This is a genomic window from Corynebacterium sp. KPL1995, from assembly GCF_000477935.1.
Classification (GTDB): Bacteria; Actinomycetota; Actinomycetes; order Mycobacteriales; family Mycobacteriaceae; genus Corynebacterium; species Corynebacterium pseudodiphtheriticum.
This window is the reverse complement of the sequence record NZ_KI515715.1, coordinates 551403-577996: the sequence shown is the minus strand read 5'-3', so window position 1 is coordinate 577996 and position 26594 is coordinate 551403. Positions and strand designations below refer to the sequence as shown.

Below are 26594 nucleotides of genomic sequence, written 5' to 3'. Positions count from 1 at the left end.
ATTATTGCCCCCTGCCAAAGTCGAGCAGAGCCCGGCCCAGCGGTGCGGCAACAGAGCCACCGGTAGCACCTTCGCCTTGGCCGCCACCGTTCTTGACGACGACAGCCACCGCCAAGTCTGCATCCGGCAGGTATGCCACGTACCAGGTGTGCGGGGCGGAGCCTTCTGCGTGTTCTGCGGTACCCGTCTTGGACGCCACATCGGGAGCGGAGGCGCCGAGGGTGTGTTGCTCCGAAGCCAGCATCATTTGTTCGATGGTTGCTGCGGTTTCTTCCGGGATCGCGCGGTTTAGTGAGTGCGGTTTTGTCGTAGTGATATCACGCAGGTTGGAACTGGTGATCTTGTCGACGACGTAAGGCTTCATCCGCTCACCGTTGTTCGCGATAGTTGCTGCCATCACGGCTGCCTGTAATGCGGACATGGTGACATCGCGCTGACCAATCGAGGACTGTCCTAGCGCAGCCGGGTCTGGTAGGTCGCCGAGTGCGCCCGGTGAGGTGGGAATTCCGAGATCGTAGTTTTCGCCCACGCCGAAGGCTTGCGCGGTGTTGCGCAGTGCTTCGTCGCCGATGTCGATACCCATTTCAACGAAGGCTGTGTTGCAGGAGTACTGGAATGCAGTCAGCAAACTCACCGCATCCGAACCGGCACACGCTTGGCCGGCGTAGTTCGTCAGCTCTGTGGTTGTATTCGGCAATGTGATTGACGGTGCGCCGGTCAGTGTTGATTCTGGACCGTAACCAGCTTCGATACCCGCAGCGGTGGTGATGATCTTGAAGATGGAACCCGGTGGCAGCGTTTCTTGGGTGGCGTGGTTCAACAGCGGGTTTCCGTCCGTGCTGGTCAACTCTGCCCAGGAATTTTCTGCGCCGTCACCGAGTAACGCGTTTTGGTCGAAGCTTGGGGTGGAAGCCATGGCTTTTACCGCGCCTGTCGACGGCTGAATAGCGACGGAGGCACCTTGGTAGCCCAGTTCGGCTAGCTGCTGGTAAGCAAATTGCTGCATTTCTGGGTTGATGGTCAACTCCAGGTTGGCGCCGTTTGGTTGCTTGCCGGTGATCACATCGCGCCAATTGGTGCTCAGCAAAGAAGGGTCAGTGCCGTTGAGGATCTCATTGTGGGACTGTTCCAACTGCGAAGCGCCGAATTGATCCGACAGATAGCCGACGATATTGCTGAATGCCGGTGGGTTGGTTGGATAGTTACGGGAGTAAGTTTCATCTGCGTTCGGCAACGACTCGGCCAAGACTTGCCCGCCGGCAGAGATTTGGCCACGTGCGATGGTTTGGGAGTCGTAGAAGCCACGCTGGTTCGCTGGGTGGTTGGCGTACTTGTCTTCCTGGAAGGCCTGCACGATGGTCAGGTTGACCAGCAGGATGATTGTCAGAATGATCGCAAATACGGCGACTAGGCGAATGGAACGGTTCATCGTTTCGCCTCCTGGGAACGCTGGGAACGCTGTGAACTTTGGGAACGCTGCCAACGGCGTGGACGTTGTGAATTCTGTGGATGTTGTGGCTGTGCAGAATATTGAGCGTATTGAGCTTGCTGCATATCGAAGACGCCGGTGTGCTCCATACCAGGCGCCGCATTTGCTGCTGGTTGTGCGTGCCCGCCGTTGGCGTTTGCATTATTTCCGGAGGCTTCGTCTGCTGGACGACGCGCAGAATTAGAGATGCGCAGCAGCAGTGCCAACAGCACGTAGTTAGCCATCAGGGAAGAGCCACCTGCAGACATGAATGGGGTAGTCAGCCCCGTCATCGGTAACAGGGCAGTGATGCCACCGACGACAACAAAGATTTGGATAGCCATCGTCAGCGAAAGCCCAGCGGCCAGCAATTTACCGTAGGAGTCACGGACCTTCAGGGAAGTGTTAAACCCGCGCGAGACGAGCAGGGCAAACAGGATAAGTACGCCTGTGAGACCGATCAGGCCGAGTTCTTCACCAATGGCGGCGAGGATGAAGTCTGTCCATACAACGGGAATGATATCCGGGTGTCCTTCGCCCAACCCGGTACCGGTGACTCCGCCCCAGGACATGCCGAACAAGGACTGGGAGAGCTGGAATCCGGTGCCGTCGACGTCGTCCAGCGGGTTTCGGAATGCAGAAAAACGGTCCTGGATCTTTGCCGAAAGGGAGTACACAAAAGCACCGCCCAGGGCGGTGAGGCCCAAACCAATGATCAGCCAAGACCAGCGTCCGGTAGCCATGAACAACATGCCCAGCACGGTGCTGAATAACAGGAGAACTGGGCCGAAATCGTTGGAAACCGCCATGATCAAAATCGCGATGGCCCAGACCAGCAAGATTGGGGCGAGGTCGCGTAGACGCGGGAAGGAGATGCCGAAGAAACGGTAACCCGCGACGGTAAACAGGGCCCGTTTTTGCACCAAAAGCTGCGCGAAAAACATCAGCAGCAAAATTTTGGAGAATTCGCCTGGTTGCAGGGTGAAGCTACCGATCTGAATCCAGATGCGGGCATCCGCGTTGATCGAGGTGGGCCATACCAAAGGCAGTGCCAGCAGAACCAAACCTAGTGCCCCCAGCAAATAGGAATAGCGGGTGAGCACTTTGTGGTCGCGCACGATGATCAGCACGGCAATCAACAGCGCTACGCCGATAACCGACCACATGACCTGCCTGTTTGCCAAGCCCAGATCTTTGGCGGTGTCGATGCGATAAACCATAATCAGACCCAGACCATTGAGCAGGCTGACCACCGGCAACATGATCTGATCTGCGTAGGGCGCCCAGATCGTGAGTGCGATGTGTGCGACGGTAAACACGCCGATGAATGCTCCTACCAGATACAGGAACGTCACCGACAGCGTTGATCCTTGGGACAGCTCAAAGCTCGCCAAGGTCGCGGCGAAGGCAATCGCTGCGACGATGAGCAAACCCAGTTCTGTGCTACGAATGAAAATCCGGGACATTTAGGACACCTCCCTGCAGTTCACGCCGGGGGTGGACAGGCCACCGTCATCGGCAGATTCCGCATTTGCGGCGTCTTTGTTTGTGTCTTTGTCTGTGTCTTTATTCGCGCCGCTGTTGTCGTCGTTGTTCTTGCCCTCGTTGTTCTTGCCGTTGTTGTCGGTTTCGGCACGGTTTACGCATACAGGCAAAGCTTTATCGGATAGACGCTGTAGCTGGTCGGTGACCTCCGAATAGGAACCTGAATCCAGGTGCGTGATGGATCCACGCACGGAACCTGGCAGGTCAGTCAGCGAAAATGGGTGGCAATCATTGCTGGGTTTTTCACCCAGGTCGGTCGTGCGAACCTCATCATCTTTGGTGAGACACACCCGCTGGTATGGCTCGTGCAGGTCCTTACCGAACAGCGAATAATCCACCCCGCGTTCGATGATTAGCTCATCGGAATCATTTGTGGCGATGTAATACTTGTCCTGCGAAGATGCATACACCCACCAGCCGCCACCGATCAGGCCGGCGAGCAAGACGAGCACGACGATGGCCAATGTCCAATTGCGTCCGCGTTTGCTGGCATTATCGTGTGCGCTGTTCTCAGCGGCCCCAGCGCTACTGCCAGCCCAAGCTCCGGAACCAGCTCCAGCCACATTCCCAGGTCCAGAACCGTTACCTGCGTTGGCGCCAGTTCCATGGTTGTGCGCACCGGCGGCCTGCGCCTTCGGCTCCACCACCTGTGGGCGGCGGTTCAACGCTGCTGCGCGCCCGGCCGCGGTATTCGGGTGGGCGCGTTCTGCTTCGGGCAATGCCAAAGCGCCGGCGCTCACTGGAGCCGCCGGAATGGTGGTGGATTCGTCGTCACCAGCTAAAACATCAGCTACTACGACGGTGACATTGTCTGGGCCACCAGAACGCAGCGCCAGGTCAATCAGTTTGCTGGCAGCCTGTTCCGGGGTGCCCTCTTTGAGGGTTTGTTCGATGGTATCGGCAGTGACGGGGTCGGAAAGCCCATCCGAGCACAACAGCAGCCGGTCACCAGGTTGGGCGTCGATCATGCGCAGCGTCGGATCTACCGGACGGCCGGTATAAGCCTTCAGAATCAACGATTTTTGCGGGTGTGTGGATACATCCTCAGGTTTCAAACTGCCGGAATCCACTAGCGACTGCACGTAAGTGTCGTCGATAGTGATTTGTTCCAGCTTGCCCCCACGCAGGCGGTAGCCACGCGAATCACCCACATGGCACATGCCAAACGTGGTGCCATTGAACATCAGGGCGGTGCACGTGGTACCCATGCCCTGAGTTTCGGGCCGCTGTCGCACGGTATCGGCGATGGCGGTATTAGCGTCGTCGGCAGCCGTGCCCAGCAAAGCCAGCATGTCGTTTTCGCCTGGGTCACGATCCAGACGCTGCATCGTGGTGACCAGCAGCTGGGAAGCAACCTCACCGGCGGCGTGGCCACCCATGCCGTCGGCAAGCACCAAAAGATTCCGGCCAGCGAAAGCGGAATCTTCGTTGTTAGTACGAACAAGACCGCGGTCCGAGGCCGCGGTGTAGTTAAGTTTCAGTGAATTCTGCGATGGAGACATCTATGGCACCAGCCTCAATAGTGAACGCCCCAGTTTAATCTCAGTTCCCACGGCGATGCGTTCTGGCTGGTCAATACGGGCGCCAGAGACAAAGGTGCCGTTTCGGGAGTCCAAATCCTCGATGAACCATTCGCTGCCACGACGGAAGAGCCGGGCATGACGCGAAGAAGCGTAATCATCACCGACGACGAAATCACAATCTGGTGCCCGGCCGACGGTGAATTCTTCCAGGGAAGAAATCTGCATGTGTGAGCCACGCAGTGGGCCTTCGACTACCGTGATTTGGGCGGCTGGCTTGCGCGAACGTGGAACCGGTGCCGCGAAACCAGTGTTGCTTGCGGTTTTCGGGGCGGTGCCTGCGGAAGCAAACTTGGCGTCGCGGCGCATGGCGTTAAGCGCCACCAGAATGAATAGCCACAACAGCACTAACAGGCCGATGCGTAGCCCAAACACGAGGACTGAATCCATGGTGGCCCTTCCTTCGCTAGGAGTCGAGGTTAAGAATTGGGGTAAGTAATGCGGACTTCAATATGAGAGTGTCCCACAGTGATGACGTCTCCGTCAGCTAGAAGCCAATTTTCGATTGGTGTGTCATTCACAGTTGTGCCATTGGTCGACTGTAGATCCACCAGGATTGCGTCGTGGCCATCCCAGCTAATTTCTGCGTGCTGGCGTGACACGCCAGTATCTGGAATGCGCAGGTCGGCATCATTGCTGCGGCCGATGATATTGGAGCCTTCTTCCACCAAGTAGCTGCGCGAAGAACCATCCTGCAGCAACAAAGAAACGCGGGTGGTTTCTTCTTCTGGCTGCCGATCCTGCTGCGCCCGGTTTTGCTTGTCGACGTCTTCACTACGGAACATCGTTGTCGTGGCGTCGTGGCCGGCTGGTTGTCCTGATCCAGCGGAATACGGGGAACTAGTCATGGCAGGGGATTCCTCCTGTCGGCTGCTGGTTTGTTCGCCAGCGCCGTCGTTTTCGGGATTATCGTCATGGGTGATGATGGCGTCGAAGCCGGAATGCTCCACCGGCTGCGCATCAGAGAAAGATGAGACCCGAAGTTGACCTGTGCGTAAGCCGGATTCTTCGGCGATGCGCACGATCACGGGGCCAAAGGTTTCCATTCCTTCGTTGCGTAGGAAACGCGCCAGTTGGTCGGCCAGACTGATGGGCAGCTGCCGATCCCGTGAGAGATTCTCCAGGTCCTTTGATGAGACACCCACTGTATACACATTGGGAACAAAGCCGCGGGCGGTGGCGGAAAGGTTGTCTTGTGCTTCTTGTTTGAGAAGCTCTTCAATCTCTGCCGGGACGACTTTGCCACCGAAGATCAGGGCAATGCCGTTATCGAGGCCGCGCTGCATGGCGCTGTCGAGCTTGGCAAACCGTGACATAAGTGCCATTGCGCGAGCCCTCCTTTCTGAATCTAGCTACTGGGCCTGGGCGTTTTCTCCCAGTCAATCTTGCGGTTGTGCGTGATTGTTGGAAGATATCTGAAAACCAAGTGTGTCCCAGTATAAAGTGTTCTAGGTCAAAAACCGTAAGCCAGTACGGTGTGGTTGGTGGTTTTTTCGAAATTTTGCTGTGCAGAAAAACCGCTCATGAACAGCTAATTTGCTAATTAATGCAAATATCGTGTTATCTTCATTAAGTCGCCAAATCAAGCACTGTGCATCTAGTACTAAGTGTTTGGCCTCATGGACACCCAGCCCGGGTGGCGGAATTGGCAGACGCGCTGGCTTCAGGTGCCAGTGTCCTTATAGGACGTGCGGGTTCAAGTCCCGCCCCGGGCACGATTTCATCCCAGATTATCGAGTTGCACAATGCACGCGATGGTCTGGGTTTTTGCGTTGCGGGGGTGTGTTCGCCGTGGAGCTTGCGGCGGGGTTCGCCGTGGAGTCCGTCGTTAAGTCCTTTGTGTAGTCCGGGGTTGAACCGGGGTTATCCGACTGATCATACTTTTGGTCGAAATCTTGCAATTAGGAGTGCAAATCCTTGTCTAAGCCGTGCGGGCGTGGTTAGGATAGGGCTATCTTAATAAGGTGAGACTCAGACCGCGACGGGCTGGTCGGGGTCTGATGAGAAAGGGACACACCACAATGACTACTGCAACCACTGCGCTTTTTGAACACACCGAACAGCAGCCACTGTCCAAGCAGCTGCGTGAGCACACGATGGCAGCCCATGAAGATGCAGAAACCTCCGACTTCATGGACCGCCTATTGAAAGGCAAACTTAGCCGCGAGGCAGTTGCTGAATACCATGCACAAATGTGGTTTATTTACGATGCCCTCGAGCACGCGGTCCGCACCGTCGCCTCTAGCCCAATTGGTGCCTGCTATGCCGATCCACGCCTGGAGCGCCGTATGGCATTGGATTCCGATTTGGTCAGCATGGTGGGCCCGCACTGGGGTGAGCATGTTCGCGTGATGCCGGCTACCGCCGCCTACGTAGAGCGCATCGAAAAGATGGATCTGCCCGGCAACGAAGTCCGCGTTCTGGCGCACCATTATGTGCGTTATTTGGGCGATGTCTCTGGTGGCCAGGTTATTTCGCGTATGCTGCAGCGCCACTATGGTATGGGGGAGCAGGAGCTCAGCTTCTATGATTTCTCTGCCGTCGGTAAGATCAAGCCTTATCGCGATGCCTACCGTGCCACCCTGGATTCTTTGCAGTTGACGGATCAACAGCGTACAGATCTTTTGGAAGAAGCGGTCGCCGCATTCCGCTGTAACTTTGAATTGTTTGCGGCGCTGTCGCGTCGCTTCCCAGCAGAAAGCTAATATGCCCTGGATAAAGCCCCAAAAGCGAGGTTGGATCTTAGCCCCCACCTGCACTGTTTTGTTAGCAGTGACTGGGTTGGGGGTTTCGGCATGTGCATCGTGGGATGAGCCTTCGGCGCATCAGAACTTGAAAAAAGACGTCGTTGAGCATGGTGCTGATGCCGATCCGCGCGACTTCCGGGGCGGAAATATTGTTTCTGACCTGGAAGAAGTGGTTCCCGTAACCAACTCACCCGAGCCGCAGCTTCCTGTGAGCCTGACCGATGCGGACGGTTACGATGTCGTCGTGGAGGATGTATCTCGCATTTTGGCGCTCGATTTCTACGGTACTTTCACCAAAACTGTGCGTGGTTTGGGGTTGGCAGATAATCTCGTCGGCCGGACTGTGGCTTCGCAAGAAGAATCGCTGCAGGATTTGCCGGTGGTTACCCATGGTGCGCACGCGTTGAACGCCGAGGCAATCTTGGAGTTGCGCCCGAGCGTCCTGGTGATTAATCACTCCATTGGCCCCAGTGAGGTGATTGACCAGGTGCGGGAAGCCGGGGTTACCACTGTGGTGGTAGAAGATGACCACAGTTTGGAAAAAATGGGTGCGCAGATCCGAAGGCTGGGCGAAGTCTTGGGACTTGCCGACGAAGGTGTCGCGCTCGCCCAGCGTAGTGAGGAAGAACTGGCGGATGCGAAAGCCGCTATCGCGCAGATCGCCCCGGATGAGCCGTTGCGCATCGCCTTTTTATATGCCCGTGGCGCTAATGGCGTGTTTTATATTTTGGGGCGTGATTCCGGTACCAATGATTTGATCGAAGGAATCGGTGGCATCGATGTGGCTACGGCGAATGATATTGGTGCACCGTCGCCGGCCAGCCCAGAGGCACTCGCGGAATTAAACCCGGAGGTCTACATCATGATGTCCGGTAGCCTCGATTCTGTCGGCGACATTGAGGGGCTGTTGGAACGGCCCGGCGTGGCGCAAACTATCGCGGGACAAAAACAACGTGTGATTGCGCTTCCCGACGGGCAAGCGTTAGCTTTTGGCCCACAATCGGGCCAGTTGCTCTTGGAGGCTGCGCGAGCGATCTATCATAACGAATAGTTATGGACAGACAACGCACCCAACAGGTTCTCCGCGCCCGAAACCGCAACCGGGTGCTGTTGTTTATTGTGCTCGTTTTCGCCTTGGTTTCCGGAACTATTGCTTCATTGGTCATCGGACAGTACACAATCCCTATCGGCGAACTGCCACGAATCCTGGCTGTTGGCCCGCTAGGGGTGAGTGCCATGGACGAGTCTGTGATTTGGCAGATCCGGTTGCCGCGCCTGGTACTTGGGCTTTTGGTGGGCGCTGCGCTCGGTGTCGGTGGCGCGTTGATGCAGGCGGTGTTCGCCAACCCCTTGGCAGAACCGTCCGTCATCGGTGTAACAGCAGGAGCTGGGGTAGGGGCTTCGCTCGCGATTGTGCTGGGCATTAGCTGGTTTGGGGCTACGACGGTTCCCGTATTCGCATTCTTGAGCGGGCTGTTAACCACGTGGCTGGTGTATCAACTTGCGCGTTTTGCCGGGCGCATCCGGGTGATCAACCTGGTTTTGGTTGGGATTGCGGTCAACGCGGTCGCAGGCGCTCTCATTTCATTTTTTATATTCATTGCCCCGACCAGCTCCCGCGAGCAGGTGGTGTTTTGGCAGATGGGTTCGCTCTCCGGTGCCAAGTGGGCACATATTTCTGTGGTGGCGGTGCTGATTGGTGCGGGTATCGCGGTTGCGCTGCTTCTCGTCGGCAAGCTGGATGTGTTGGCGCTGGGTGATCGTGCAGCTGGTCACGTGGGTATTGATGTCGCGCGGTTGCGGGTGCTGGCGTTGCTCTTAGCCACGCTTCTGACGGCTGGGGCGGTATCGTATGCCGGCCTGATTGGTTTTGTGGGTTTGGTGGTTCCACATATCATTCGCACGGTGGCTGGCCCGTCGAATGTGGTGTTACTGCCAGCTTCTGCCCTCGGTGGAGCGGCGCTGATTGTGTTGGCAGATACCGCCGCGCGCAGCATCATCGATTTTGCCGACCTGCCGATTGGTATTTTCACCGCGCTGGTGGGCGGGCCAACATTTTTCATTCTGTTGCGCGCGATGATGCGCCGGGGCGCGGTATAACGCCGCGCTAAGCAGTACGTGGTGCTCCGACGAATTTCGTGACCAGCGACGAATAAGCGCGCACGGTCAGTTCCAAGTCCTCCACAGCCAAGCATTCGTCGTGCGAATGCAGCTGCCGGTTTGCCTCAAACATCGTGCGTTCGCGCGCGTGCAGCGCAAAGCCATAACCGACCCCACCCAACCGGCGGGCAAAACGCAGGTCAGAGCCTCCGGTGGCTAATACCGGAATGACGGGAACATCCGGGAAGAACTCGCCGATGGTCTGCACAATGGCCTCCCACAGCGGGCCCTCGGCTGGTGATTCCGAGGCCGGTTCGACGATCAAGTGTTCGATGGTGACGTCGTCGGCCAGATCGCCCAAACCTTCGCGGAGTAACTCGTCGATGTCATCCTGGGTTTGCCCAGGTAATGGGCGAATATCCATCTCTAAGTAAGCATCGGAAGGCAGCACATTGATGGCACCGCCTGCGCGCAGCACCGTCTGCGAAATAGTGGTGTGGGAAAACGCGTGCGCATAGCCGGCGAGATCGCCGAAAGCTTCGTAGGCTTCTGCTGAAGCGCCTGTGAGCAGTGCTTTCTCGGTAGCCTCATCGAAGCGGAATGCGCGCACGAACCCTTGCCAGGTCTCACTATCTAGCATTGGCGGGTTGATGTTGGCGATGCGGCGAGCCACCTCAGCAATCTTGACGACGGCAAAATCCTTGCCATAGGGCGTGGACCCATGCCCGGCATCACCACTGATGCGCACGCGCCGCTGGCCGGCACCTTTTTCACCAACGTTGATGACAATGGCATCCGAGCCATCACGCACCGGTAAATGCGAACCGCCGGTTTCGGAAAGGCAGTTCTTCCAAGAAAAGGCTTCGGGCCGGTGCTCGGAAATCCACTTAGCGCCGAAACCACCGCGGGCTTCTTCGTCGGCAAGCGCCACGAAAGTCAAGGTTCCGGCAGGTTGCCCGCGCCGGGCGATGTCACGGGTGACGGCGGCCATGGTTGCGGTAATGAACAGCATGTCCATCGCGCCACGGCCATAAATAAAACCGTCGATGACTTCACCGGCAAACGGCTGGGTGGTCCATTTTGGCTCGTCGACAGGCACGACATCGATGTGGCCGAGTAAGGTCAGCGGTTCGGCGTTCGGATCGGAGCCTTCCACTGTGACCGCGAGGGAAGTGCGCGTGGGGTGCGGCTCGAATTTCTCGGTGCGGATGCCGGGGGTATCGGCGAAAAACCTTTCCAGGGTGGCAACGTTACGTTCCTCAGCGCCAGAATCAGCGGTGAGGTCATTGACGCAGCCGTTGCGGATGAGCTCCTGCAGCAGGGTGAAGGTGTCGTCGTAAAGGCTCATAAGCACCAGGGTAGTGCAGCGGCATGGGAGATGCTGCTAGTTCAGGTACCCACCGGGAACGCCAAATTTGTGCAGCTGTGCGTCGTCCCAGCCAGCTTCTTCTTTGGCTTTTGCACAGACGTGGCGTAGCTGTTCAGCCTGGCTCGGCATACGACGCATGCTGCTGAGCAGCGTGGTGAGTGTTTCCGGGGTTTCGCTAAAGGCGGCCCAAGCGATCGCGGTGGCCATGTGCTCCAGGATGTATCCGCGGGGTTTGCTGGCATGCTTCGGCCGTGCGGTGCGTTTACCTCCGCCGCGTGGGCGGGCGTGCAATTCTTGGTGGCTAATGGAGGCAACTTCGCCATCCGGGTTTTTCAACATGCAGCTATACGGCACATTGCAGTAGCCGTCTTCTTCGATGGTGTGCAGGACCCATTCGACGAGTTCGTCGGAAAGCTCCACTTCAATATTGACGCCGTTGCGGCCAGGTTTGAGGTATTGGAAAGAGGCCGAGCGGGTCCAGACCTCAAAGCCAGAGCCTAAACGGCGCTGCAACAGGGTGCCGATCATGACATCGGCCATGGAAAATAGCGTGCCGCCGAAGGCGACGCCGTGCATGTTGACGTTTTTCCAGGTGCGGTTCCAAACAATTTTGGCGTAAGAGGCGTCGGCAGTTATTTCTGTGATGCGGATGCCGGAAGCTCGCAGGGGTGGCCAGAGATTTAATATGCGGCGCAGGCTGTCCGGGCTCGACATCATGCGTTTTACTAATCGTTTCTGTAACGAAAGTGGTTTTGTGGTGCGGTTTTGTGGGCTGATGATATTTTTTAATTTCACAGTTTTCTAGCTTACGCAAGTTGGCCTGGAGTTGTTCTAGGACACAATTGGGGGTGGATTCGATGGCTGGGGTGGTGTGTTAATTGAACGGTGTTTAAGTGCTGTGATTAGGATAACGGCATGAGCATTGTTGATATCGCCCGGGAAAAAGCACTGGAACAAGGCATTGGCCTGACCCAAGACGAACTCCTGCAGGTGTTGCAGGTTGATGATGAAACTCTGAAAGAAATCGCCGATGTTGCCCACCAAACCCGCCTGAAATGGTGCGGGCCTGATGTGGAAGTCGAAGGCATTATCTCGCTGAAAACCGGTGGTTGCCCAGAAGACTGCCACTTCTGCTCTCAGTCAGGTTTGTTTGAATCCCCCGTGCGTGCGGTACTGCTGAATATTAACGAGCTCATCGAAGCAGCCAAGCGCAACCAAAAGGTCGGCGCCACAGAATTTTGCATCGTTGCGGCCGTAAAGGGCCCGGACGAAAACCTTGTGCGTCAGGTGGAGCGTGCCATCCCGCGCATTAAAGAAGAAGTAGATATCGAAATTTCTTGCTCGCTAGGCACCGTCACCCGTGAGCAAGTGGAGCGTTTCAAGGCCGCCGGCGCGACTCGCTATAACCACAACCTGGAAACCGCACGTTCCCACTTCCCGAACGTCGTCACCACCCACACGTGGGAAGAACGCCGCGAAACCCTGCAAAACGTGCGCGATGCTGGGCTAGAGGTCTGCTCGGGCGGCATCATCGGCATGGGGGAAAGCCTGGAACAGCGTGCCGAATTCGCCGCGCAGCTGGCCGAAATCGAACCACGTGAAGTCCCGATGAACTTCCTGGACCCACGCCCAGGCACCCCGTTTGCGGATTATCCACTGGTTCCGCTCGGCGAAGCCCTGCGCGCTGTCGCCATGTTCCGCCTGGCCATGCCACGCACCGTCATCCGCTTCGCCGGCGGCCGTGAACTGTCCTTGGGCACCGAAGGCTTCGAAAAGGGCCTGCTCGGCGGCATTAATGCGATCATCGCCGGTAATTACTTGACGACGCTCGGTGAGCGCATCGAAACCGACCTGGAAACCCTGAACCGCATCGACCTACCAATCAAGGCGCTGTAGGCCGAAAATAGAGTTGTAGGCACAAACACCATGGCACGAGCAAAAGATCCCGCGCTGCAGACGAAAAACTCCCCGCTCGCGGTGGCAATGTGCAGCGACGACGAGCCAGTCTTTCACCCGAACACTGGCACGGAGATCGCTAGCGGCGAGGAAATCCGACTCAGTCCTTCCCAACAAGCAGGCTACGATGCTCCCCGGTTCTGCCAGTTGTGCGGACGGCGGATGAAAGTCCAGATCCGCCCCGACGGCTGGCACGCGGAATGCTCCCGGCACGGGCTGGTCGATTCCGAGTGGATCTTCGAAGCCCAACTACGCCGCAGGTTGGGCGCTGGTTAACGGCGGCTGATCTCAGCCCTAGATAAATTAGCCGTTAATTATGTGCAGGTGCTCCAGCCCCCAGCACTAGCCCCTAGACTGGCGGGCGTGAGTTCACTGTCGCAGGATTTCCGCCCACAACCAGCCTTCGTTTCCGAAGCCATCAACCGCGCCCACCGGGGCGCGGTCCGCTCCATGCAGCGGGTGGTGGAAGAAACCGGCACCCCACACCCCTACCCGGACGTCGTCGACAAGATCGTCGACCAGCTTCACCTAGGCCCAGCCATGGTGCTGACCGGGGCAGGGGTGTCCACTGATTCTGGGATCCCGGATTATCGCGGGCCCAAAGGCAAGATGAACACACACCGGCCGATGACTTACCAGGAATTTTGCCACGATCGGGCCGCCTCGCACAGGTATTGGGCGCGCAGTTTCATCGGCTGGCGACAGCTGGACCGGGCCGTACCCAACCGCACGCATTATGCGTTGGTGGAACTTGAACGTGCCGGGTTTGTCCGCGGGGTGCTGACGCAAAACGTGGACGGGCTGCATGCCGAGGCCGGGCAGCATAACGTGGTCGCGCTGCATGGGAATTTGGATACGGTTTCGTGTTTGGATTGCGGGTTGCGTGAACACCGCGACGGGTTGGATGCGCGCTTGGAAGCGGCGAACCCGGGATATTTGGAAACGTTATTATCGCAGGTCACACAGGTGAATCCGGATGGTGATGTGGATTTGCCGCAGTCTGCGGTGCAGCAGTTTCAGATGGTGGGTTGCCTGCGGTGTGATTCGGCGCGTTTGAAACCGGATGTGGTGTATTTCGGTGAGGCTGTACCGGAGGCGCGCAAGCAGCAGGCGCGAGCGATGGCGGCGGAATCGGCGTCGTTAATCGTGGCGGGTTCGTCACTGGCGGTGATGAGCGGTTACCGGTTTGTGCTGGACATGCTGGCTTCGGGCCGCCCGGTGGCGGTGATCAATGGTGGGCCGGGCCGTGCCGACGCCCGCGTGGATGTGCTATGGCGCACACAGGTGGGCCCGGCGTTTGATGATTTGTTGGATGCGCTTGGGCTTTAGGCACCGCGCTCTAGACTCCGTGCTCTAGGCGTCGGGTTTTAGGCTCCGTGTTTTGGGTTTTGCGCTTTAGATTTTGTGTTTTAGGTTTTCCTCGCTGGCGCCCTTTTTTAGCCCGGTGCGGATGATCGCCCGGACGTGTTTGTTCATGGGCAGGTCCTGGTGTTGCACATTGGCGCGCGGGATGATGTCTTGCACCCAGACGTTGCGTACTTGGTGTGCTGGACCGTTGAGAAAGCAGGTTTCTGGTGGCTGGACGACGGTGTCTTGCCGGCTGGCGATGCAGGTGTAGTCGACGCCGTCTTCTAGCTCGCCGCTGCTGCCGTGTGTGTTGGTGCCACTGCTGTCATCGCTGTTGCCGTCGCGGTCGTCGGCACCGTTGTTGAAGACCGCAAAGATTTCTGATCCGGTGATCTGCTGAAACCCAACTGGCCCGAACCAGTGCTGGATGAGCGAGTGCATGATGTTTTCTGTCAGATTGTTGGTCACCAGTGGGCTTAAGATTCCGCCCATGGTGGTGCCGTGGTTCGGTGCGCCGAGACTGACCAGGTGTTTGACGTAGCGGGCTTGGCCACTGGTGCGCATCCAGTAGCGGGCCAGCAGCCCGCCTTGGGAATGTCCGATGAGGATGACTTGTTCGGCTCCGGTGATGGTGCGTACCGCCTCGATATAGGCCCCGAGCTGAACCGCGGATTCTTCCATGGCGGCGGTGCCGCGCTTGCCGTAGTCCGGGGCGAACACGCACCAGCCGTCGGCACGCAGCTCGGTGCCGAGTTCTTGCCACACGCCTTTCGTATCGACGGTGCCGTGGATCAGGATGACCGGCCATGGTTTGTCTGCGCTGGGGCGGGCGGACCAGTCGTCTTCGAAGACGCCGCGTGGCTTAAAGCGTGCGCCGAGCGGCAGGTGGCGGGAGCTATCGAAGTTGTAATCGGATTTTTCCGCGGTTTGCGGGCCGTCCTCTGGTTCTGGAGCGTTTTCTGATTCTTGGTCGGTGGCGGCGTGATGGTGGTCGTGTTTGCCACGCAGGTTCAGCGATTCTGCGATTTCGGCAACGACGCTTTCTGGGATTGTGCTGGCGCTGACTTCCGTGGCGTGATGCGCTAGTGGTTCGGGGAGTTTGGAGGCGGGCACACTGAACGACGGTGAGGTCAGTTCCGTCCACTGTTGGCTTAGGTGCCTGCGCAGCGAGTTTTTCAGCCGGGTGAGTGAGTTGCTGACGGATTCGGTGAACGATTCCGTGCTCTGTCCAGTGTTCTGTTCCGTGCTCTGTCCAGTGTTCTGTTCCGTGCCGTGTTTCCTGCTGCGTTTCGCGCCGCGCTTCCTGTCTGTCATGGCGAATGTCCAACTTCCTCGGATTGAAGATGAGCCCCATTGTAGAGCGTAGGTTGTTTTGTTCGGGATGCGTTCCGGAAGATTGGAAACAGTAGACGTGATGTTGCAGCCCGCTGAACAGCGACGATGTGCTGGTATCAATCTTTTGTACAGGGTCGATGAATAAAAAGAATGAAAGATTTACCACTAGGGTTGACAACCCTAACTTTGACGCCTAAAGTGAGGGTTACCTCAAGGGGTGATGGAGGAGCAAGCTCCGGCTCAACCATCTAAAATAATCAGTCATGGGAATAGGAACAACCGTCGGCGAGAGTCGGCGGTTGTTCCTTTTTGTCTATTAACCCCCGTATAACCCTCTTTATTTGTGATTCTCGGGATATGTGAGGGATATGCGACAAAGCGGGGGTGTGCGACAAGCTGGGGTTAAGTAGCAAAAGTGTGTCTGGTCGGGGCGTCGACCGGCGTATTGTGCCTTTTTTGCAAATAGTGGACGAAAAAGGCCGCTTTTAACAGGCCTATTTGCAAAAAAGACACAAGATTCAGGTAAATAGCAGCGTTAAGTAGCACGACCAGTGATTGCCGAACCTTCAAGATAGCCAATCCTGGGCTTTTGTGGCACGCGTCGGCAGTCTGTAATACTTCTTTCGTAACCCAAAAGCCTAGTAAGCAAATACTTATATATCTACTTCGAGGAGGTTTTCTTGTGGCTTCCACAGCGAAAGTGCCACTAACTTTCGCCGAACTCGCCCCGGAGGAATCGCCAGACCTGGTGTATTTCTCCAGTGTTTCTGAAAACACGCACCGGTTCGTTCAAAAACTAGGCCGTCCTGCAGTACGCATCCCCGTGCACCCACGAAAAGAGGGCATGATCCGGGTTTCGCGCCCGTTTGTCCTGGTCACCCCGACCTATGGCGGCGGCGATCGTCGTCGTGCCGTACCCAAGCAGGTTATTGCGTTTCTTAACGACGAAATTAACCGTGGTTTCATCCGCGGTGTCATTACGTCGGGAAACACCAATTTCGGCTCCGATTTTTGTATTGCCGGAGCAATCATCTCATCTAAATGCCAGGTTCCCGAGCTCTATCACTATGAGCTGTTGGGCACAGACCGCGACGCTGCAGTTGTGCGCGAAGGCCTGGATAAATTCTGGAAGGAGCAGTAATTAATGACCATCTATGACTATTCCGCCACTCCAACGGCGTTTCGCGACGACCCCAAGGTGCGCCTACGGCCGGTGAACTGGAACCGGACCCAGGACGAGAAGGACTTGGAGGTGTGGAACCGTCTGACCTCGAATTTCTGGTTGCCGGAAAAGGTGCCGCTGTCTAATGATCATTCTGATTGGCGTAATCTCAGTGAGATTGAGCGCGAGCTGACAATGAAGGTGTTCACCGGTTTGACCATGCTGGATACCGTGCAGGCGTCGGTTGGCGAGGTGAGCCAGATTCAGGATGCGCGCACCGAACACGAAGAAGCTGTCTATACCAATATTGCTTTCATGCAGGCGGTGCATGCGAAGTCTTATTCTTCCGTGTTTTCCACGCTCTCGAACACCACAGAAATCGATGCGGCCTATAAGTGGGCCGTGGATAACGACGTGTTGCAGGCCCGGTCGAAAGCCGTGCTCAAGCACTACTACGGTGATAGCACTCTCAAGCGCAAGGCGGCTGCCACGCTGCTGTCGTCGTTCTCCCTGTATGCCGGGTTCTACCTGCCGCTGTATTTCGCAGCCCGCGGCAAGCTGACCAATACTGCTGATATGGTTCGGCTCATTTTGCGCGATAAGGCTGTGCACGGCTACTACTCGGGCTATAAATTCCAGCGTGGTTTAGAAACCTACGACGAGGTGTCGCAGACGGAAATCAAAGATTTCGTCTATGTGCTTCTCGACGAACTCTATGAACTGGAGCTGAGCTATTCGGAGGAGCTTTACCGTCCTTTGGGTCTTTACGACGAGGTTGTGAAGTTCATCCGCTACAACGCTAATAAGGCGCTGATGAATCTGGGTCTGCCCCAGCGGTTCAGTGCCGAAGAGGCCACGGTGAAACCAGAGATCCTGGCCGCGCTCACTCCGGGCTCGGATGAAAACCACGATTTCTTTTCTGGTTCTGGGTCTTCGTATGTCATTGGTAAAGCCGAAGAAACCGAAGACGACGACTGGGATTTCTAAGACGTAGTTGCGGGTGAGATTCTCTGTCTGGGGAATCTCGATGAGTTTTGCGCTGCCACAAGCACCTGGCCCCATTTTTAGGGGTATCCGGGGGTATACCTGCAAGCTAATCCTTACTTATTTTTAATCTCTAGGTTAACCTTTCCTCGGTTATGTAAGTGCAAGCTATTGTATTTCGAGGAGATGATTGTGGCAGCTAAAAAATCCCGCCGGATTAGCTCGGTGGGTATCGCGCTGGGACTGTTCAGTTTGGTACCTGCTTTAACCCCGATTGCCGGGGCGCAGACAGGGCAACCGGCAATCGGTGCCGAACAAGCACAGAATGTTGCTACCGAAAACGGCGCTACTGAAAACATGGTCCCGGAAAACGGTAAAGGTAGCTTGAACTGGGCATTGCGCGATTCGTTCCTGCGCTATTCCTTGGGCGCAACCAACGTTGGTGACGGTGCCACCAAGATCTACTCCAACGGCACCACGACGCCATCGTCGGAAAGCGACACCGTTGAGCAGTACTACAAGTTTAACTTGAAAAACGCGAGCTTCGAGGACGCGACTCACATCACTCGAGCGGAATTTGAAGGCAGCATCGAATACTTCAAGTACTGCGAGGGTAAGCCAGCGCAGCGTGGCAACTGCTCGTTGGAGCTGACCATCAAAGATCCCACCATCGTGTTGAGCCCAGAAGGCTCCTACGTGGAAGCAGATGTGCGTTCTAAGCAGTACCCAAGTGGCGAAATCTTCGAAAAAGAAGACGCTAAAATTGCGAATGCTTGGACCAAGACCGCCAAGTTCGAAGAAAAAGATGGCAAGGTCTCTTGGGAAGGCATCAACACCTCGCTGACTGAAGATGGCGTGCGCACGTTCTCGAACTTCTATGATTTGGGTGGCCCGCTGGCTCCGTTGAGCTTCGAATATGAGGGTAAGGGCGCCCGTCCGGGTAATGACTCGGCACCACTGACCATTGGCGACAAATTTGTCTCTGCACACGAAGCTAACGAAGACACCATGATTGGGCTGCAAGATTATGTGGTGCTTGCGACGCGGAAAGGCGCCAACCACTCAACGCTGGAGCTCATTGATCCTGCAACGATGCAGTCGTTGGGGGAATTGCAACGACCGCTTCCATATAATGAATCGCAGCTTTATACCAAGGGGGCTGGCAATCGGATTTACTGGGTCGAAGGGCAGACCCTGAAGGCCGCAACCGCGTCTGCAGAGGGCTGGTCTGATCCGATGGCCGTTGCTGAAGGCGTTGGTGTCGAGCCTGCCGGTATTGCTTACGATGCTGCCAACGATCGAGTAGGAATTATCGCACGCGGCACCAACGATAATGACTCCACGTTGACCTGGGTCACGGCTTCTGGTGAAAAAACGACTGCGACACTGACCGCACCTCAAGATGTGGTGAAAGCCCATGATGAAGAACTCTTCTTGTACGGCAATGGCTACAACCGCGACCTTTATGGTGAAATCGGCAATATTTCGCTTCCTACCCAGATGAACGTTATGCCGGATGGCAATATCCTTTATTTGCCTGCCAGTGCAGTCAATTTGAAAAATGGAAGCTATCGTGTGCCACCGCTGCTGATTCATCCGGACGGTACGGCGAAGCTTGCGGACGGCGGCACAGAGATGGGAACGCCGGGAAATGGTGCGAATTACGCCACCGAGATGGCAACTGATGGCAATAACGTAGCTTTTTATAGCCAAGACCACCACAATTCTGGGATGCAGTTCTTCCGGTATGAAGATGGTGTGTTAAAACCGCAGTCTGAGCGTGGTGTGGTTGGTGACCTGAAGAAAGTGTCTGAGGTTGCGTTCGTGGGTGACAAAGCGCTGGTTACTAATGAGGCAACTTCGCAGTTGAGCTGGGTTAATCCAGAAACCCGGGAAATCATTGAGAATATCTCACTGCCGAACCAAAAAGATACCGCGAAAAAGCACCGCAACCTGTTGCAGTGGAAAGATAAGGTATTCGCTTATTCCATCGAGACGAACAACGAGACCTATCTTGAAAACGCCGTCATCCTGCGTCTGGATTCCACTGATCCACAGGTCGGCGACCACACTGAACAGGTAGAGCCACCAGCGCCTACAGAGCCGGAAAAGCCGGAAACCCCAGAAAATCCACAAAAGCCAGGAGCTGAAGCGGAAGGACAAGCTGGGGCTGACGAGAAGAAACCAGCTGAAGACGAGAAACCCGCTGACAAGAAACCTGCTGACGACAATAAACCTGCCGAGCCGAGCAAGCCTTCTGAGGAAGCCAAGCCAGCAGGCGAGCAGGCCACGGAAGCTAAGCCTGGTGAAGATTCCGCTGCAGAATCCACCACCGAGCCTGAGCAGAAAGAAAAGCCTGCTGATTCCAAGAAATCTAAGGACGACAAGAAGTCGCAGTCTATTTGGGAGCGTATTTCTGGACTGTTCTCGAATGGCCTTGAGAAGATCGCCAGGTTCTTCAACTGGCTATTCTCGCTGCCACGCGTTTGGTTTTCCTCTTAACGCATAAGTTAAATGTATGTGGCGTTTTAGGTGCGCGCATGCAGGCTAGTTTTGCGCCACCTTTGGGTAGGTAGTAATTCTGGCCGGGGCGTCGAAAAGCATCGGCGCCCTTTTTCTTTTCGCCTCCCGACATTTTGCTTATAGGCAGCCTAAATAATAATGTGTATTGGTTAGTATTGTTAGGCGTAGCTTAAAATACTATGATTAATTTGTGCGCTTTGCGCATTCCTCTATCAAAATCCTTTCAGAAAGGAACTACTTTGCGAGCCAATTTCCGGGCAGGACGGATCGTTCTTTCTGCCTTGACAGCCTCATCCATCATGTTGGGTGCAGGCGCTGCTGCTACAGCCGCACCAGCCGAAACCCCAGATGCGGTAGCCCCACAGTCAGCACAGCCAGCTTCCGTGCCGGACGTAAACCACGGATGTAAAGTTCCAGAAACATTGGACCAGCGGAAATCCAATGTGCAACTGGACGTCACCTACTCGCCAGAGCCAATTGACCCTACACAGGAAACGAAATTCCAATTCAAGGGCAAAGGCTACGATGCAAATACCGAACCCGCGTCACGGCACGGTGTTTATCTCATCATCATTGATAACGCGAAGTGGAAGCTGAACAAGTGCTTGGGCATCTCGGGCCAGGGCGATGGCTTGGTCGAGCGTTGGATTACCCGTGCAGAGATGAAAGACGGGGAATGGGAAAAAGAAATTGTAGTTCCACCAGAGACTTTCCAGCCTGGTAAGACATACACCGTCGGCGTTGCAGCCGCACACGGCCCAGTGTTGACTGAACGTTACTTTGACCGCGGCATCAATATTAAAATTCCGGATGCTCCGAAGATCGACAAGATCGCTGCTCCCACGAACTTGAAGGCAGAGGTCGACGCACGGAATAACGTCAAGCTGAATTGGGAGTTTGAGCACAATCTGCCGAATATGCGCTGGCGCACGACATTGCAGTGTATCACCAGTTGTGATCGTATTTTCAAAAAAACTCGGCAGTATGACGTCAACTCTGGCGTAGCCCGGGAATACACTTTCGCGGATTCTGACCCAGGTGTATATATCGCTGAGGTTGAAGCCAACCGTCAGAGTGGTGGCAAATGGGAACCCCTCGGCAAGACTGTCTCGGAGCCATTCGCTGTCGGTGCAGGAATCAGCGTTCCCGAATATGTCACCAATGCAGAAGCTGCAAAGGCCAAGTTGGCGGAGCTGGAGGCAACCGCGGCTGAGACGCAGCAAAAGTCTGCTGAGCTGGCAGCTCAGGTTGAAAGCCAGGCTGAATTGATTGGAAAGCTGCAGAGCGAGTACGTCAAAGCCAAAGAATCTGGTGAAGCGCAGGAATCTAAGGTTGCTGAAGTAACCGCTGAGCTGGAGAAAGAACAGGCCGCAAAGCAGGAGCTCGAGCAGAAGCTTGCCGACGCGGAGCAGGCAAAGCAGGCTGCGCAGACTGAGCTTGCAGCCACCAAACAAGAGGTGGAGAAGGTCTCGCAGAAGCTGGCTGAGGTAGAGAAATCGGTCGCAGAAGCCAATAAGAAGACGCAAACAGGTTCGAGTACTGGTGATGCTGGCGTCCAGACTCCTTCTGCACAGCAGAATGACTCCGGCTCCAGCAATGGTGAGGGATCCTTCTTTGATACCGTCGCGAAGTATTTTGAAAACGGTGGATTCTTCGGTGCCTTGGGTGGAACCGTATTCAAGATCTTGCAACACATCTTCGGTTCACTGCGTTCTTTGCTGCAGTTCTAAAGTATGACTAAAGCACTGCAAGGTTGTTGTGAACTACTTGATGTCGTGATCTGCTAGTTAGACGGCAGTGTCGCTTATCCGGGGTCTGTATTCAGGCCCCGGATTTGTCATTTTGTGTAAACATGCAAAAGGCGGGTAAACCCTGTTAAAGGGCTTACCCGCCGAGTGCGTACCGTTCAGGATTGCTTATTTATGCTGAGCCAGGAGGTTTCAGCAGTTTTAGATCTTGAATGGCAAGTTATTCATGAAGTGCTGAAACTGTGGGCCGAATACCTTGTGGAACAGGTTGCCGATCATCGTGGCCATGCCAGCGAAAGTTGCTAGACCAAGAGCAACGTTGAAGAACTGCTGTAGCTTGCTCAGGCCCTTGTTATCAGCAGGGTTGCTGCTGAAGTCTGCACCCAGCGAGGAACCAGGAGCCTCTGGCTTTGCTTCTTCTTTGCCTGGAGTGGTGTTCTCGCCAGGTTTCTTATCCGCAGGAGGTTGCTTCTTATCCTGCTGCTTGTCTCCAGGTTTTGCGCCTTCTTCCTGCTTATCGTTTGGTTGCTTCTCGCTCGGCTGTTTGTCGTTGGGCTTTTCTGGTTTTACAGGAGGCTGAGCAGGGGCCTGTGCAGGAGGGTTAGCGCCTTCTTGCGGCTGGTTACCCTCGGGAGCGGTGTTGTCTTCAACCTTGTCCAAGCAGGTGTTTTTGACGTTCAGCTCAACATTAACGTCATCGATTTCTGGGTTGTAGTTGTCGTTGTAGATTCCCATGAAGATGACGTCAACGCCTTCAATAGCCCCAGTGTCTGAGTTAGTACCTGGTTGGGTTTTGTAGCGCATGTTGGTGCCAGACAAGGTCAGCTTATTGTTGCCGTTAGTCCAACCGGCGGTGGTGCCAGCAGCGAACTCGCCTGTTCCGGTCTTCTTGTTTTCTTCAGTGCGATCTTCTGGCGTGTATTCGGTCATCCCTTTACCCGGTACGTGATAACCAACGTAGCCAGTGCCAGCTTGAACATTTTGTCCTTCTGTTTTGATGTATGGGGACTGCATTTGGGTGTAGAGCGCACCCTTGTGACCTTCAAAAATGAGTGTTGAGTCTTGGGTTTGAATATTTGAGCTAAGAACATTGCCTTCTTTGTCCAGCTCAATCGCGGACTTCGAAGGGTCCACATCGAAGTGGAACTTAAAGTCTGCTGCGCGTTGTTTTTGCTTATCCTCAGAATCCTGGGTTACTGCACCTTGGATATTCCAATTGCCCTTTGCGATCGGCCCGTTGATGTATTTACGGAAGGATTCTTTAATGCCCCAGTGAATTTTGCCGTCGACGATTTCGACGCCTGGGTTCTGGCAGGTATTAGCGGCGTTACCCTGGGCATCCTGGGCATAGGCTGCTGGCGTCAGAGCACCGCCGATGACTGCCAGACCAACACAGAGGGAAGCTCCCAGGGAAAATTTATTCTTCATGTAATCTCCTCGAAGAAATGACCGGTTTAGACAAGGAAAAGTTTAGAATATTTAGGGCAGGTTCACAATAGAGTGATTAGGTAAGGTGTCACTTGTGGGGGTAATCAATTTAGGGTGTCCGTACCTAAAGATTTCGGCCCCCATTAATAACGACGATAAGCGCTGGCTTCAGCGCCGCACCTACCGTCGGTAAGCGTTTAACGGGCACCCAATAACCGCACCAAATCGTCCTGCTCAGGGGTAGGGTACTGGCGTGCTGGGCTCACCAAGTATTGCCCATTATGCGAGGTCACCTCGATAGGCCACTGGTAGACAGAAGATAAAATCTCATCGGTATATACCTCAGAAACCTCCCCCATGGCGGCGATGGAGCCGTCGGCAAGACAAATAATCCGATCGCAATAAGCCGCGGCCGCATTCAAATCATGCATGACCACAAACACCGCAATATTGGCCTCACGTGCCAAATTCTTCACCAACGCCAACACCTGCTCCTGGTGACTGATGTCCAGCGCGGCCGTCGGTTCATCCAAAAACACGATTGGTGTCTGCTGCGCCAACACCCGCGCCAATGCCACCCGGGCCCGCTCGCCACCAGAAAGCGTCGCAATATCGCGCCCAGCAAGATGCACTGTGTCTGTGGCTGCAAGCGCGGCATCGATGATCTGCTCGTCGACGTGCGGCTCCACCTTTTTCGCCCATGGACGACGGCCCATAGCCACCACATCGCGTACTAAGAACTCAAAAGAAACCGAAACATCCTGCAGCATCACCGCGCGGATCAGCGCCAGCTCTTTCGGGGATGCCTGCGCTGGGTTCACGCCAGCCAAACTGATGGTGCCAGTCGAAGCCTCGAGATCGCCACACATCGCAGCCAATAACGTGGACTTGCCCGCACCATTCGGCCCAATCAGCCCGGTGACCTGCCCGGCTTCTGCGTGGACACTGATATCGCGCAGTAGGGTCTTCTGACCAACCTCTACGCTTAGCTGAGAAATTTCGACGATACTCACTAGACAGATCCTTTCCGCATCATCCTACGCAAGAGGATGAAGAAGGTTGGCCCGCCAACCAGTGCGGTGAAAATACCGATCGGCAGATCCGCAAACGGGATCAGGGTCCGGGCGGCGACGTCGGCAAGCGCAATCAACAACGCACCGGCCAGCGCCGAAGCTGGCAGCAGAATCTTATTTTCCGGGCCGACAATGGTGCGCAACACGTGCGGCACGATCAAACCGACGAAACCAATCAGGCCGGCGAAAGACACCGCCGCAGCCGTCAGCACCGCCGAAGCGACGATAGCGACCATGCGCAATGCTGCGACGTTGATGCCCGTGTGCCCGGCAGCTTTTTCACCCAAAGCCAACACATCAAGCTGGGCGCCCAAACGCGAGGCGATGGCAAAACCGACGACGACGATCGGCAAAACCACCCAGACATGCTTCCACTGGGAACCGTTGAGCGAACCCATCTGCCAGAAAATGATCTGCTCGCGGCTGGTCGTCGGCGCCAGATACACCATGAAAGAAATCAAGGCGCCACACACCGCATTGACGGCAATGCCGGTCAAAATCAAGTTGACGACGGCCACTTTGCCACGGTTATGCGCCAGGCGATAAATGATTGCAGTGACGATCAGTGAGGTGAGAAAAGCTGCGGCAGGCACGGTGAACGTACCTAAAAAACTGACCTCAAACACGATGACCAGGGCCGCACCGACACCGGCACCTGAGGTTACGCCGACGATGCTGGGCTCTGCCAGTGGGTTAGCGAACACCGCCTGCATTAAACAGCCAGCTACACCTAAAGCGGCGCCGACCAAAAAGCCTAGGAAGATTCGCGGCAGGCGAATGTCCCACACCACGCTGGCGGCAATATCAGTTTCTGCACGTGGCCCGGAGGTCAAAATGCTGAGCAGATCCGGCAAGGACAGGTAGTACTGGCCCAGCGCCGTCGACAAGAGCACAGAACCCACCAGCAGCACGATCAGTGCGACGAAGGTGCCCACACGCAAACGGTGGCGTTGAGCGAAGACATCGTGGTGTTGCTGGGGTGCCCGGGGGTTTTCTCGGCGGTGGCGCGCCGTCGTGGCCGCGCGCGCAGCCGACGGGGCAGTGGTGGTCTTATTGCTGTTCTGGGTCATAAATCGCCTGTGCTAGACGCAAGAGGGTTTGTCCGGTCATCGGGCCGAAGGCCAGGGATTGGCCGTCGGGAAGTGTAACAATACGTTGTTTCTGTCCGGCGATGGTTTGTGCGATACCCGGCCGTTCCATGAGGCCTTCGATGCCGCCGGTGGATTCGAGCCCCTTGGTCATCATGATGATGAGTTCCGGGTTGATCTTCGCGAGCGATTCCGCATTCGCTGGTTCCACATAGGACAGGTTGTGCTCGGTTGCTAGGTCGATACCGCCGACGCCTTCGATGAGGTCTTTCGCGCCGGTGCCTTCACCCATGATGAAGAACACGCCAGCTGTGCCGCGGGCGTACAAAAACGCGATGCGCATCGGATCTTCTGGGACGAGCTCTTGAATGGCCGCGAGATCCTTTTCCAGCTCGTCGACGCTGCGTTGGGCGAGTTGCTCTGCCTCATCCGGCAAACCGACAACTCCGCCCAGGGTGGTGATGTCTTCTGCAATGGAATCAATGGTGCGGGTTGGCTCCATGACCACGGTGGTCACACCCGCATTGCGGATCTGATCGATAGCATCCCGTGGGCCAATGGAGTGATCCACGATCACGATCGACGGCTGTAGCTCCAGGACAGCCTCGACGTTGATGTTGTGGCCACCTTCGGTGACGACGGGCTTATCCGCCATGATGTCTTCCGTGGAAGAGACCGTGCGGCCGACGATATTGTCCGCTAGGCCCAGGCCAGTCAGGGTTTTGGTGTACGTGCCGTACAAGTCCAGCGCTAGGATGCGGGAGACATCCTCGACGACGACGTCGTAGCCGTCAGCGTCGGTCAACTCCACCGGTAGTTGTGGTTCGGGGTTGTCCACGACCGGAACGACGTCCTCGAAATCGTCGACGTGGGTGACACCGGTGAATGAGCGTGGATCGTTGAGATCTCCTGCTGCGGGTAGTTGCTCGCGGAGCTGGGAATCGCCGGTGTGGGCGTATTCTCCCTGGATGCCGCAGGCGGTGAGTACGAGCGAGGCAGCCAGTATGATCGCCGTGAGCATGCTTCGGGCGCTGGTTTTCGGCAGCACAGGAGTGGTGGTCAGCACGGGCTTATCCTTTCGGGGTGCGGTATGGGAGCTTGGGGAGTCATTGGGAGTTGTTGCGCAGTCGTGCGATAGTCA

Annotated in this window: 22 protein-coding genes and 1 tRNA gene; 11 read left to right on the top strand and 12 right to left on the bottom strand. The window is 56.0% G+C overall.

The features are described 5' to 3' along the window. Window position 1 precedes the first annotated feature (1 nt). The 5 genes from HMPREF1292_RS02570 to HMPREF1292_RS02550 are packed head-to-tail and all read right to left on the bottom strand — an operon-like array spanning window position 2 to window position 5918. Entirely contained in the window at window positions 2-1429 is a 1428-nt protein-coding gene (locus HMPREF1292_RS02570) for a penicillin-binding transpeptidase domain-containing protein (protein ID WP_023018617.1), read from the bottom strand. Next, window positions 1426-2934 carry an FtsW/RodA/SpoVE family cell cycle protein gene (locus HMPREF1292_RS02565; protein ID WP_023018616.1) on the bottom strand — a complete coding sequence of 503 codons (1509 nt, stop codon included), beginning with the start codon at window positions 2932-2934 and terminating at the stop codon, window positions 1426-1428. The genes HMPREF1292_RS02570 and HMPREF1292_RS02565 overlap by 4 nt, the downstream gene beginning before the upstream one ends. After that, window positions 2935-4515: a PP2C family serine/threonine-protein phosphatase gene (locus HMPREF1292_RS02560; RefSeq protein WP_023018615.1), complete on the bottom strand. Its 1581-nt coding sequence runs from the start codon at window positions 4513-4515 to the stop codon at window positions 2935-2937. It lies immediately after the preceding gene. Beyond that, complete coding sequence (locus HMPREF1292_RS02555) at window positions 4516-4983, bottom strand: FHA domain-containing protein (protein WP_023018614.1); 468 nt, start codon at window positions 4981-4983, stop codon at window positions 4516-4518. A gap of 29 nt (window positions 4984-5012) precedes the next feature. Further along, complete coding sequence (locus HMPREF1292_RS02550) at window positions 5013-5918, bottom strand: DUF3662 and FHA domain-containing protein (RefSeq protein ID WP_023018613.1); 906 nt, start codon at window positions 5916-5918, stop codon at window positions 5013-5015. A 305-nt stretch (window positions 5919-6223) separates the two neighbouring features. Here HMPREF1292_RS02550 and HMPREF1292_RS02545 point away from each other — a divergent pair. From HMPREF1292_RS02545 to HMPREF1292_RS02530, 4 genes are all read left to right on the top strand, one after another. After that, window positions 6224-6308: transfer RNA gene (locus HMPREF1292_RS02545), tRNA-Leu, on the top strand. Between the two features lie 306 nt (window positions 6309-6614). After that, entirely contained in the window at window positions 6615-7298 is a 684-nt protein-coding gene (locus tag HMPREF1292_RS02540) for a heme oxygenase (biliverdin-producing) (protein ID WP_023018612.1), read from the top strand. 1 nt (window position 7299) lies between these two features. Continuing rightward, window positions 7300-8391: a hemin ABC transporter substrate-binding protein gene (locus HMPREF1292_RS02535; protein ID WP_023018611.1), complete on the top strand. Its 1092-nt coding sequence runs from the start codon at window positions 7300-7302 to the stop codon at window positions 8389-8391. A gap of 2 nt (window positions 8392-8393) precedes the next feature. Next, window positions 8394-9440, top strand: a complete 1047-nt coding sequence (locus HMPREF1292_RS02530; RefSeq protein ID WP_023018610.1) for an iron ABC transporter permease — start codon at window positions 8394-8396, stop codon at window positions 9438-9440. Between the two features lie 7 nt (window positions 9441-9447). On the opposite strand, the gene HMPREF1292_RS02525 is transcribed toward HMPREF1292_RS02530, so the two are convergent. After that, entirely contained in the window at window positions 9448-10788 is a 1341-nt protein-coding gene (locus HMPREF1292_RS02525; protein ID WP_023018609.1) for a M20/M25/M40 family metallo-hydrolase, read from the bottom strand. A gap of 36 nt (window positions 10789-10824) precedes the next feature. After that, window positions 10825-11526, bottom strand: coding sequence for a PaaI family thioesterase (locus HMPREF1292_RS02520; protein ID WP_023018608.1), 702 nt, complete (start codon window positions 11524-11526; stop codon window positions 10825-10827). A gap of 198 nt (window positions 11527-11724) precedes the next feature. Here HMPREF1292_RS02520 and bioB point away from each other — a divergent pair, with 198 nt between their 5' ends. The 3 genes from bioB (at window position 11725) to HMPREF1292_RS02505 (ending at window position 14094) form a co-directional block, all read left to right on the top strand. Beyond that, on the top strand, window positions 11725-12705 hold the full coding sequence (gene bioB, locus HMPREF1292_RS02515) for a biotin synthase BioB (RefSeq protein ID WP_023018607.1): 981 nt from the start codon (window positions 11725-11727) through the stop codon (window positions 12703-12705). 87 nt (window positions 12706-12792) lie between these two features. Beyond that, window positions 12793-13041, top strand: coding sequence for a hypothetical protein (locus HMPREF1292_RS02510; RefSeq protein ID WP_369707187.1), 249 nt, complete (start codon window positions 12793-12795; stop codon window positions 13039-13041). Between the two features lie 87 nt (window positions 13042-13128). Next, window positions 13129-14094, top strand: a complete 966-nt coding sequence (locus HMPREF1292_RS02505; protein ID WP_126850135.1) for a Sir2 family NAD-dependent protein deacetylase — start codon at window positions 13129-13131, stop codon at window positions 14092-14094. Window positions 14095-14160: 66 nt separating this feature from the next. On the opposite strand, the gene HMPREF1292_RS02500 is transcribed toward HMPREF1292_RS02505, so the two are convergent. Further along, entirely contained in the window at window positions 14161-15426 is a 1266-nt protein-coding gene (locus tag HMPREF1292_RS02500; protein WP_023018605.1) for a triacylglycerol lipase, read from the bottom strand. 703 nt (window positions 15427-16129) lie between these two features. Between HMPREF1292_RS02500 and nrdI the strand changes: the two genes are divergently transcribed. From nrdI to HMPREF1292_RS02480, 4 genes are all read left to right on the top strand, one after another. Next, window positions 16130-16588 (top strand): class Ib ribonucleoside-diphosphate reductase assembly flavoprotein NrdI, encoded by a 459-nt coding sequence (nrdI, locus tag HMPREF1292_RS02495; protein ID WP_021352853.1) that lies wholly within the window; start codon window positions 16130-16132, stop codon window positions 16586-16588. Window positions 16589-16591: 3 nt separating this feature from the next. Next, on the top strand, window positions 16592-17596 hold the full coding sequence (gene nrdF, locus HMPREF1292_RS02490; RefSeq protein ID WP_021352852.1) for a class 1b ribonucleoside-diphosphate reductase subunit beta: 1005 nt from the start codon (window positions 16592-16594) through the stop codon (window positions 17594-17596). Between the two features lie 189 nt (window positions 17597-17785). After that, on the top strand, window positions 17786-20095 hold the full coding sequence (locus HMPREF1292_RS02485) for an HtaA domain-containing protein (protein ID WP_023018604.1): 2310 nt from the start codon (window positions 17786-17788) through the stop codon (window positions 20093-20095). A gap of 260 nt (window positions 20096-20355) precedes the next feature. Next, on the top strand, window positions 20356-21846 hold the full coding sequence (locus HMPREF1292_RS02480) for a hypothetical protein (RefSeq protein WP_156912277.1): 1491 nt from the start codon (window positions 20356-20358) through the stop codon (window positions 21844-21846). 219 nt (window positions 21847-22065) lie between these two features. On the opposite strand, the gene HMPREF1292_RS10350 is transcribed toward HMPREF1292_RS02480, so the two are convergent. The 4 genes from HMPREF1292_RS10350 to HMPREF1292_RS02460 form a co-directional block, all read right to left on the bottom strand. Continuing rightward, complete coding sequence (locus HMPREF1292_RS10350; RefSeq protein WP_023018602.1) at window positions 22066-23292, bottom strand: HtaA domain-containing protein; 1227 nt, start codon at window positions 23290-23292, stop codon at window positions 22066-22068. Between the two features lie 197 nt (window positions 23293-23489). Then, window positions 23490-24305: a heme ABC transporter ATP-binding protein gene (locus tag HMPREF1292_RS02470; RefSeq protein ID WP_021352848.1), complete on the bottom strand. Its 816-nt coding sequence runs from the start codon at window positions 24303-24305 to the stop codon at window positions 23490-23492. After that, complete coding sequence (locus HMPREF1292_RS02465) at window positions 24305-25435, bottom strand: iron ABC transporter permease (RefSeq protein WP_023018601.1); 1131 nt, start codon at window positions 25433-25435, stop codon at window positions 24305-24307. Before HMPREF1292_RS02465 ends, HMPREF1292_RS02470 begins: the two co-directional genes overlap by 1 nt. Then, the gene (locus HMPREF1292_RS02460) at window positions 25416-26474 is read right to left on the bottom strand and encodes a hemin ABC transporter substrate-binding protein (RefSeq protein ID WP_027018376.1); all 1059 of its coding nucleotides are present in this window, start codon (window positions 26472-26474) and stop codon (window positions 25416-25418) included. The genes HMPREF1292_RS02465 and HMPREF1292_RS02460 overlap by 20 nt, the downstream gene beginning before the upstream one ends. Window positions 26475-26594: the final 120 nt, after the last annotated feature.

Coding starts and splice junctions, on each gene's coding strand:
- HMPREF1292_RS02570 (WP_023018617.1), bottom strand. CDS start 1,429: ATGAACCGTTCCATTCGCCTAGTCGCCGTATTTGCGATCATTCTGACA.
- HMPREF1292_RS02565 (WP_023018616.1), bottom strand. CDS start 2,934: ATGTCCCGGATTTTCATTCGTAGCACAGAACTGGGTTTGCTCATCGTC.
- HMPREF1292_RS02560 (WP_023018615.1), bottom strand. CDS start 4,515: ATGTCTCCATCGCAGAATTCACTGAAACTTAACTACACCGCGGCCTCG.
- HMPREF1292_RS02555 (WP_023018614.1), bottom strand. CDS start 4,983: ATGGATTCAGTCCTCGTGTTTGGGCTACGCATCGGCCTGTTAGTGCTG.
- HMPREF1292_RS02550 (WP_023018613.1), bottom strand. CDS start 5,918: ATGGCACTTATGTCACGGTTTGCCAAGCTCGACAGCGCCATGCAGCGC.
- HMPREF1292_RS02540 (WP_023018612.1), top strand. CDS start 6,615: ATGACTACTGCAACCACTGCGCTTTTTGAACACACCGAACAGCAGCCA.
- HMPREF1292_RS02535 (WP_023018611.1), top strand. CDS start 7,300: ATGCCCTGGATAAAGCCCCAAAAGCGAGGTTGGATCTTAGCCCCCACC.
- HMPREF1292_RS02530 (WP_023018610.1), top strand. CDS start 8,394: ATGGACAGACAACGCACCCAACAGGTTCTCCGCGCCCGAAACCGCAAC.
- HMPREF1292_RS02525 (WP_023018609.1), bottom strand. CDS start 10,788: ATGAGCCTTTACGACGACACCTTCACCCTGCTGCAGGAGCTCATCCGC.
- HMPREF1292_RS02520 (WP_023018608.1), bottom strand. CDS start 11,526: ATGATGTCGAGCCCGGACAGCCTGCGCCGCATATTAAATCTCTGGCCA.
- bioB (WP_023018607.1), top strand. CDS start 11,725: ATGAGCATTGTTGATATCGCCCGGGAAAAAGCACTGGAACAAGGCATT.
- HMPREF1292_RS02510 (WP_369707187.1), top strand. CDS start 12,793: ATGTGCAGCGACGACGAGCCAGTCTTTCACCCGAACACTGGCACGGAG.
- HMPREF1292_RS02500 (WP_023018605.1), bottom strand. CDS start 15,426: ATGACAGACAGGAAGCGCGGCGCGAAACGCAGCAGGAAACACGGCACG.
- nrdF (WP_021352852.1), top strand. CDS start 16,592: ATGACCATCTATGACTATTCCGCCACTCCAACGGCGTTTCGCGACGAC.
- HMPREF1292_RS10350 (WP_023018602.1), bottom strand. CDS start 23,292: ATGAAGAATAAATTTTCCCTGGGAGCTTCCCTCTGTGTTGGTCTGGCA.
- HMPREF1292_RS02465 (WP_023018601.1), bottom strand. CDS start 25,435: ATGACCCAGAACAGCAATAAGACCACCACTGCCCCGTCGGCTGCGCGC.
- HMPREF1292_RS02460 (WP_027018376.1), bottom strand. CDS start 26,474: ATGCTCACGGCGATCATACTGGCTGCCTCGCTCGTACTCACCGCCTGC.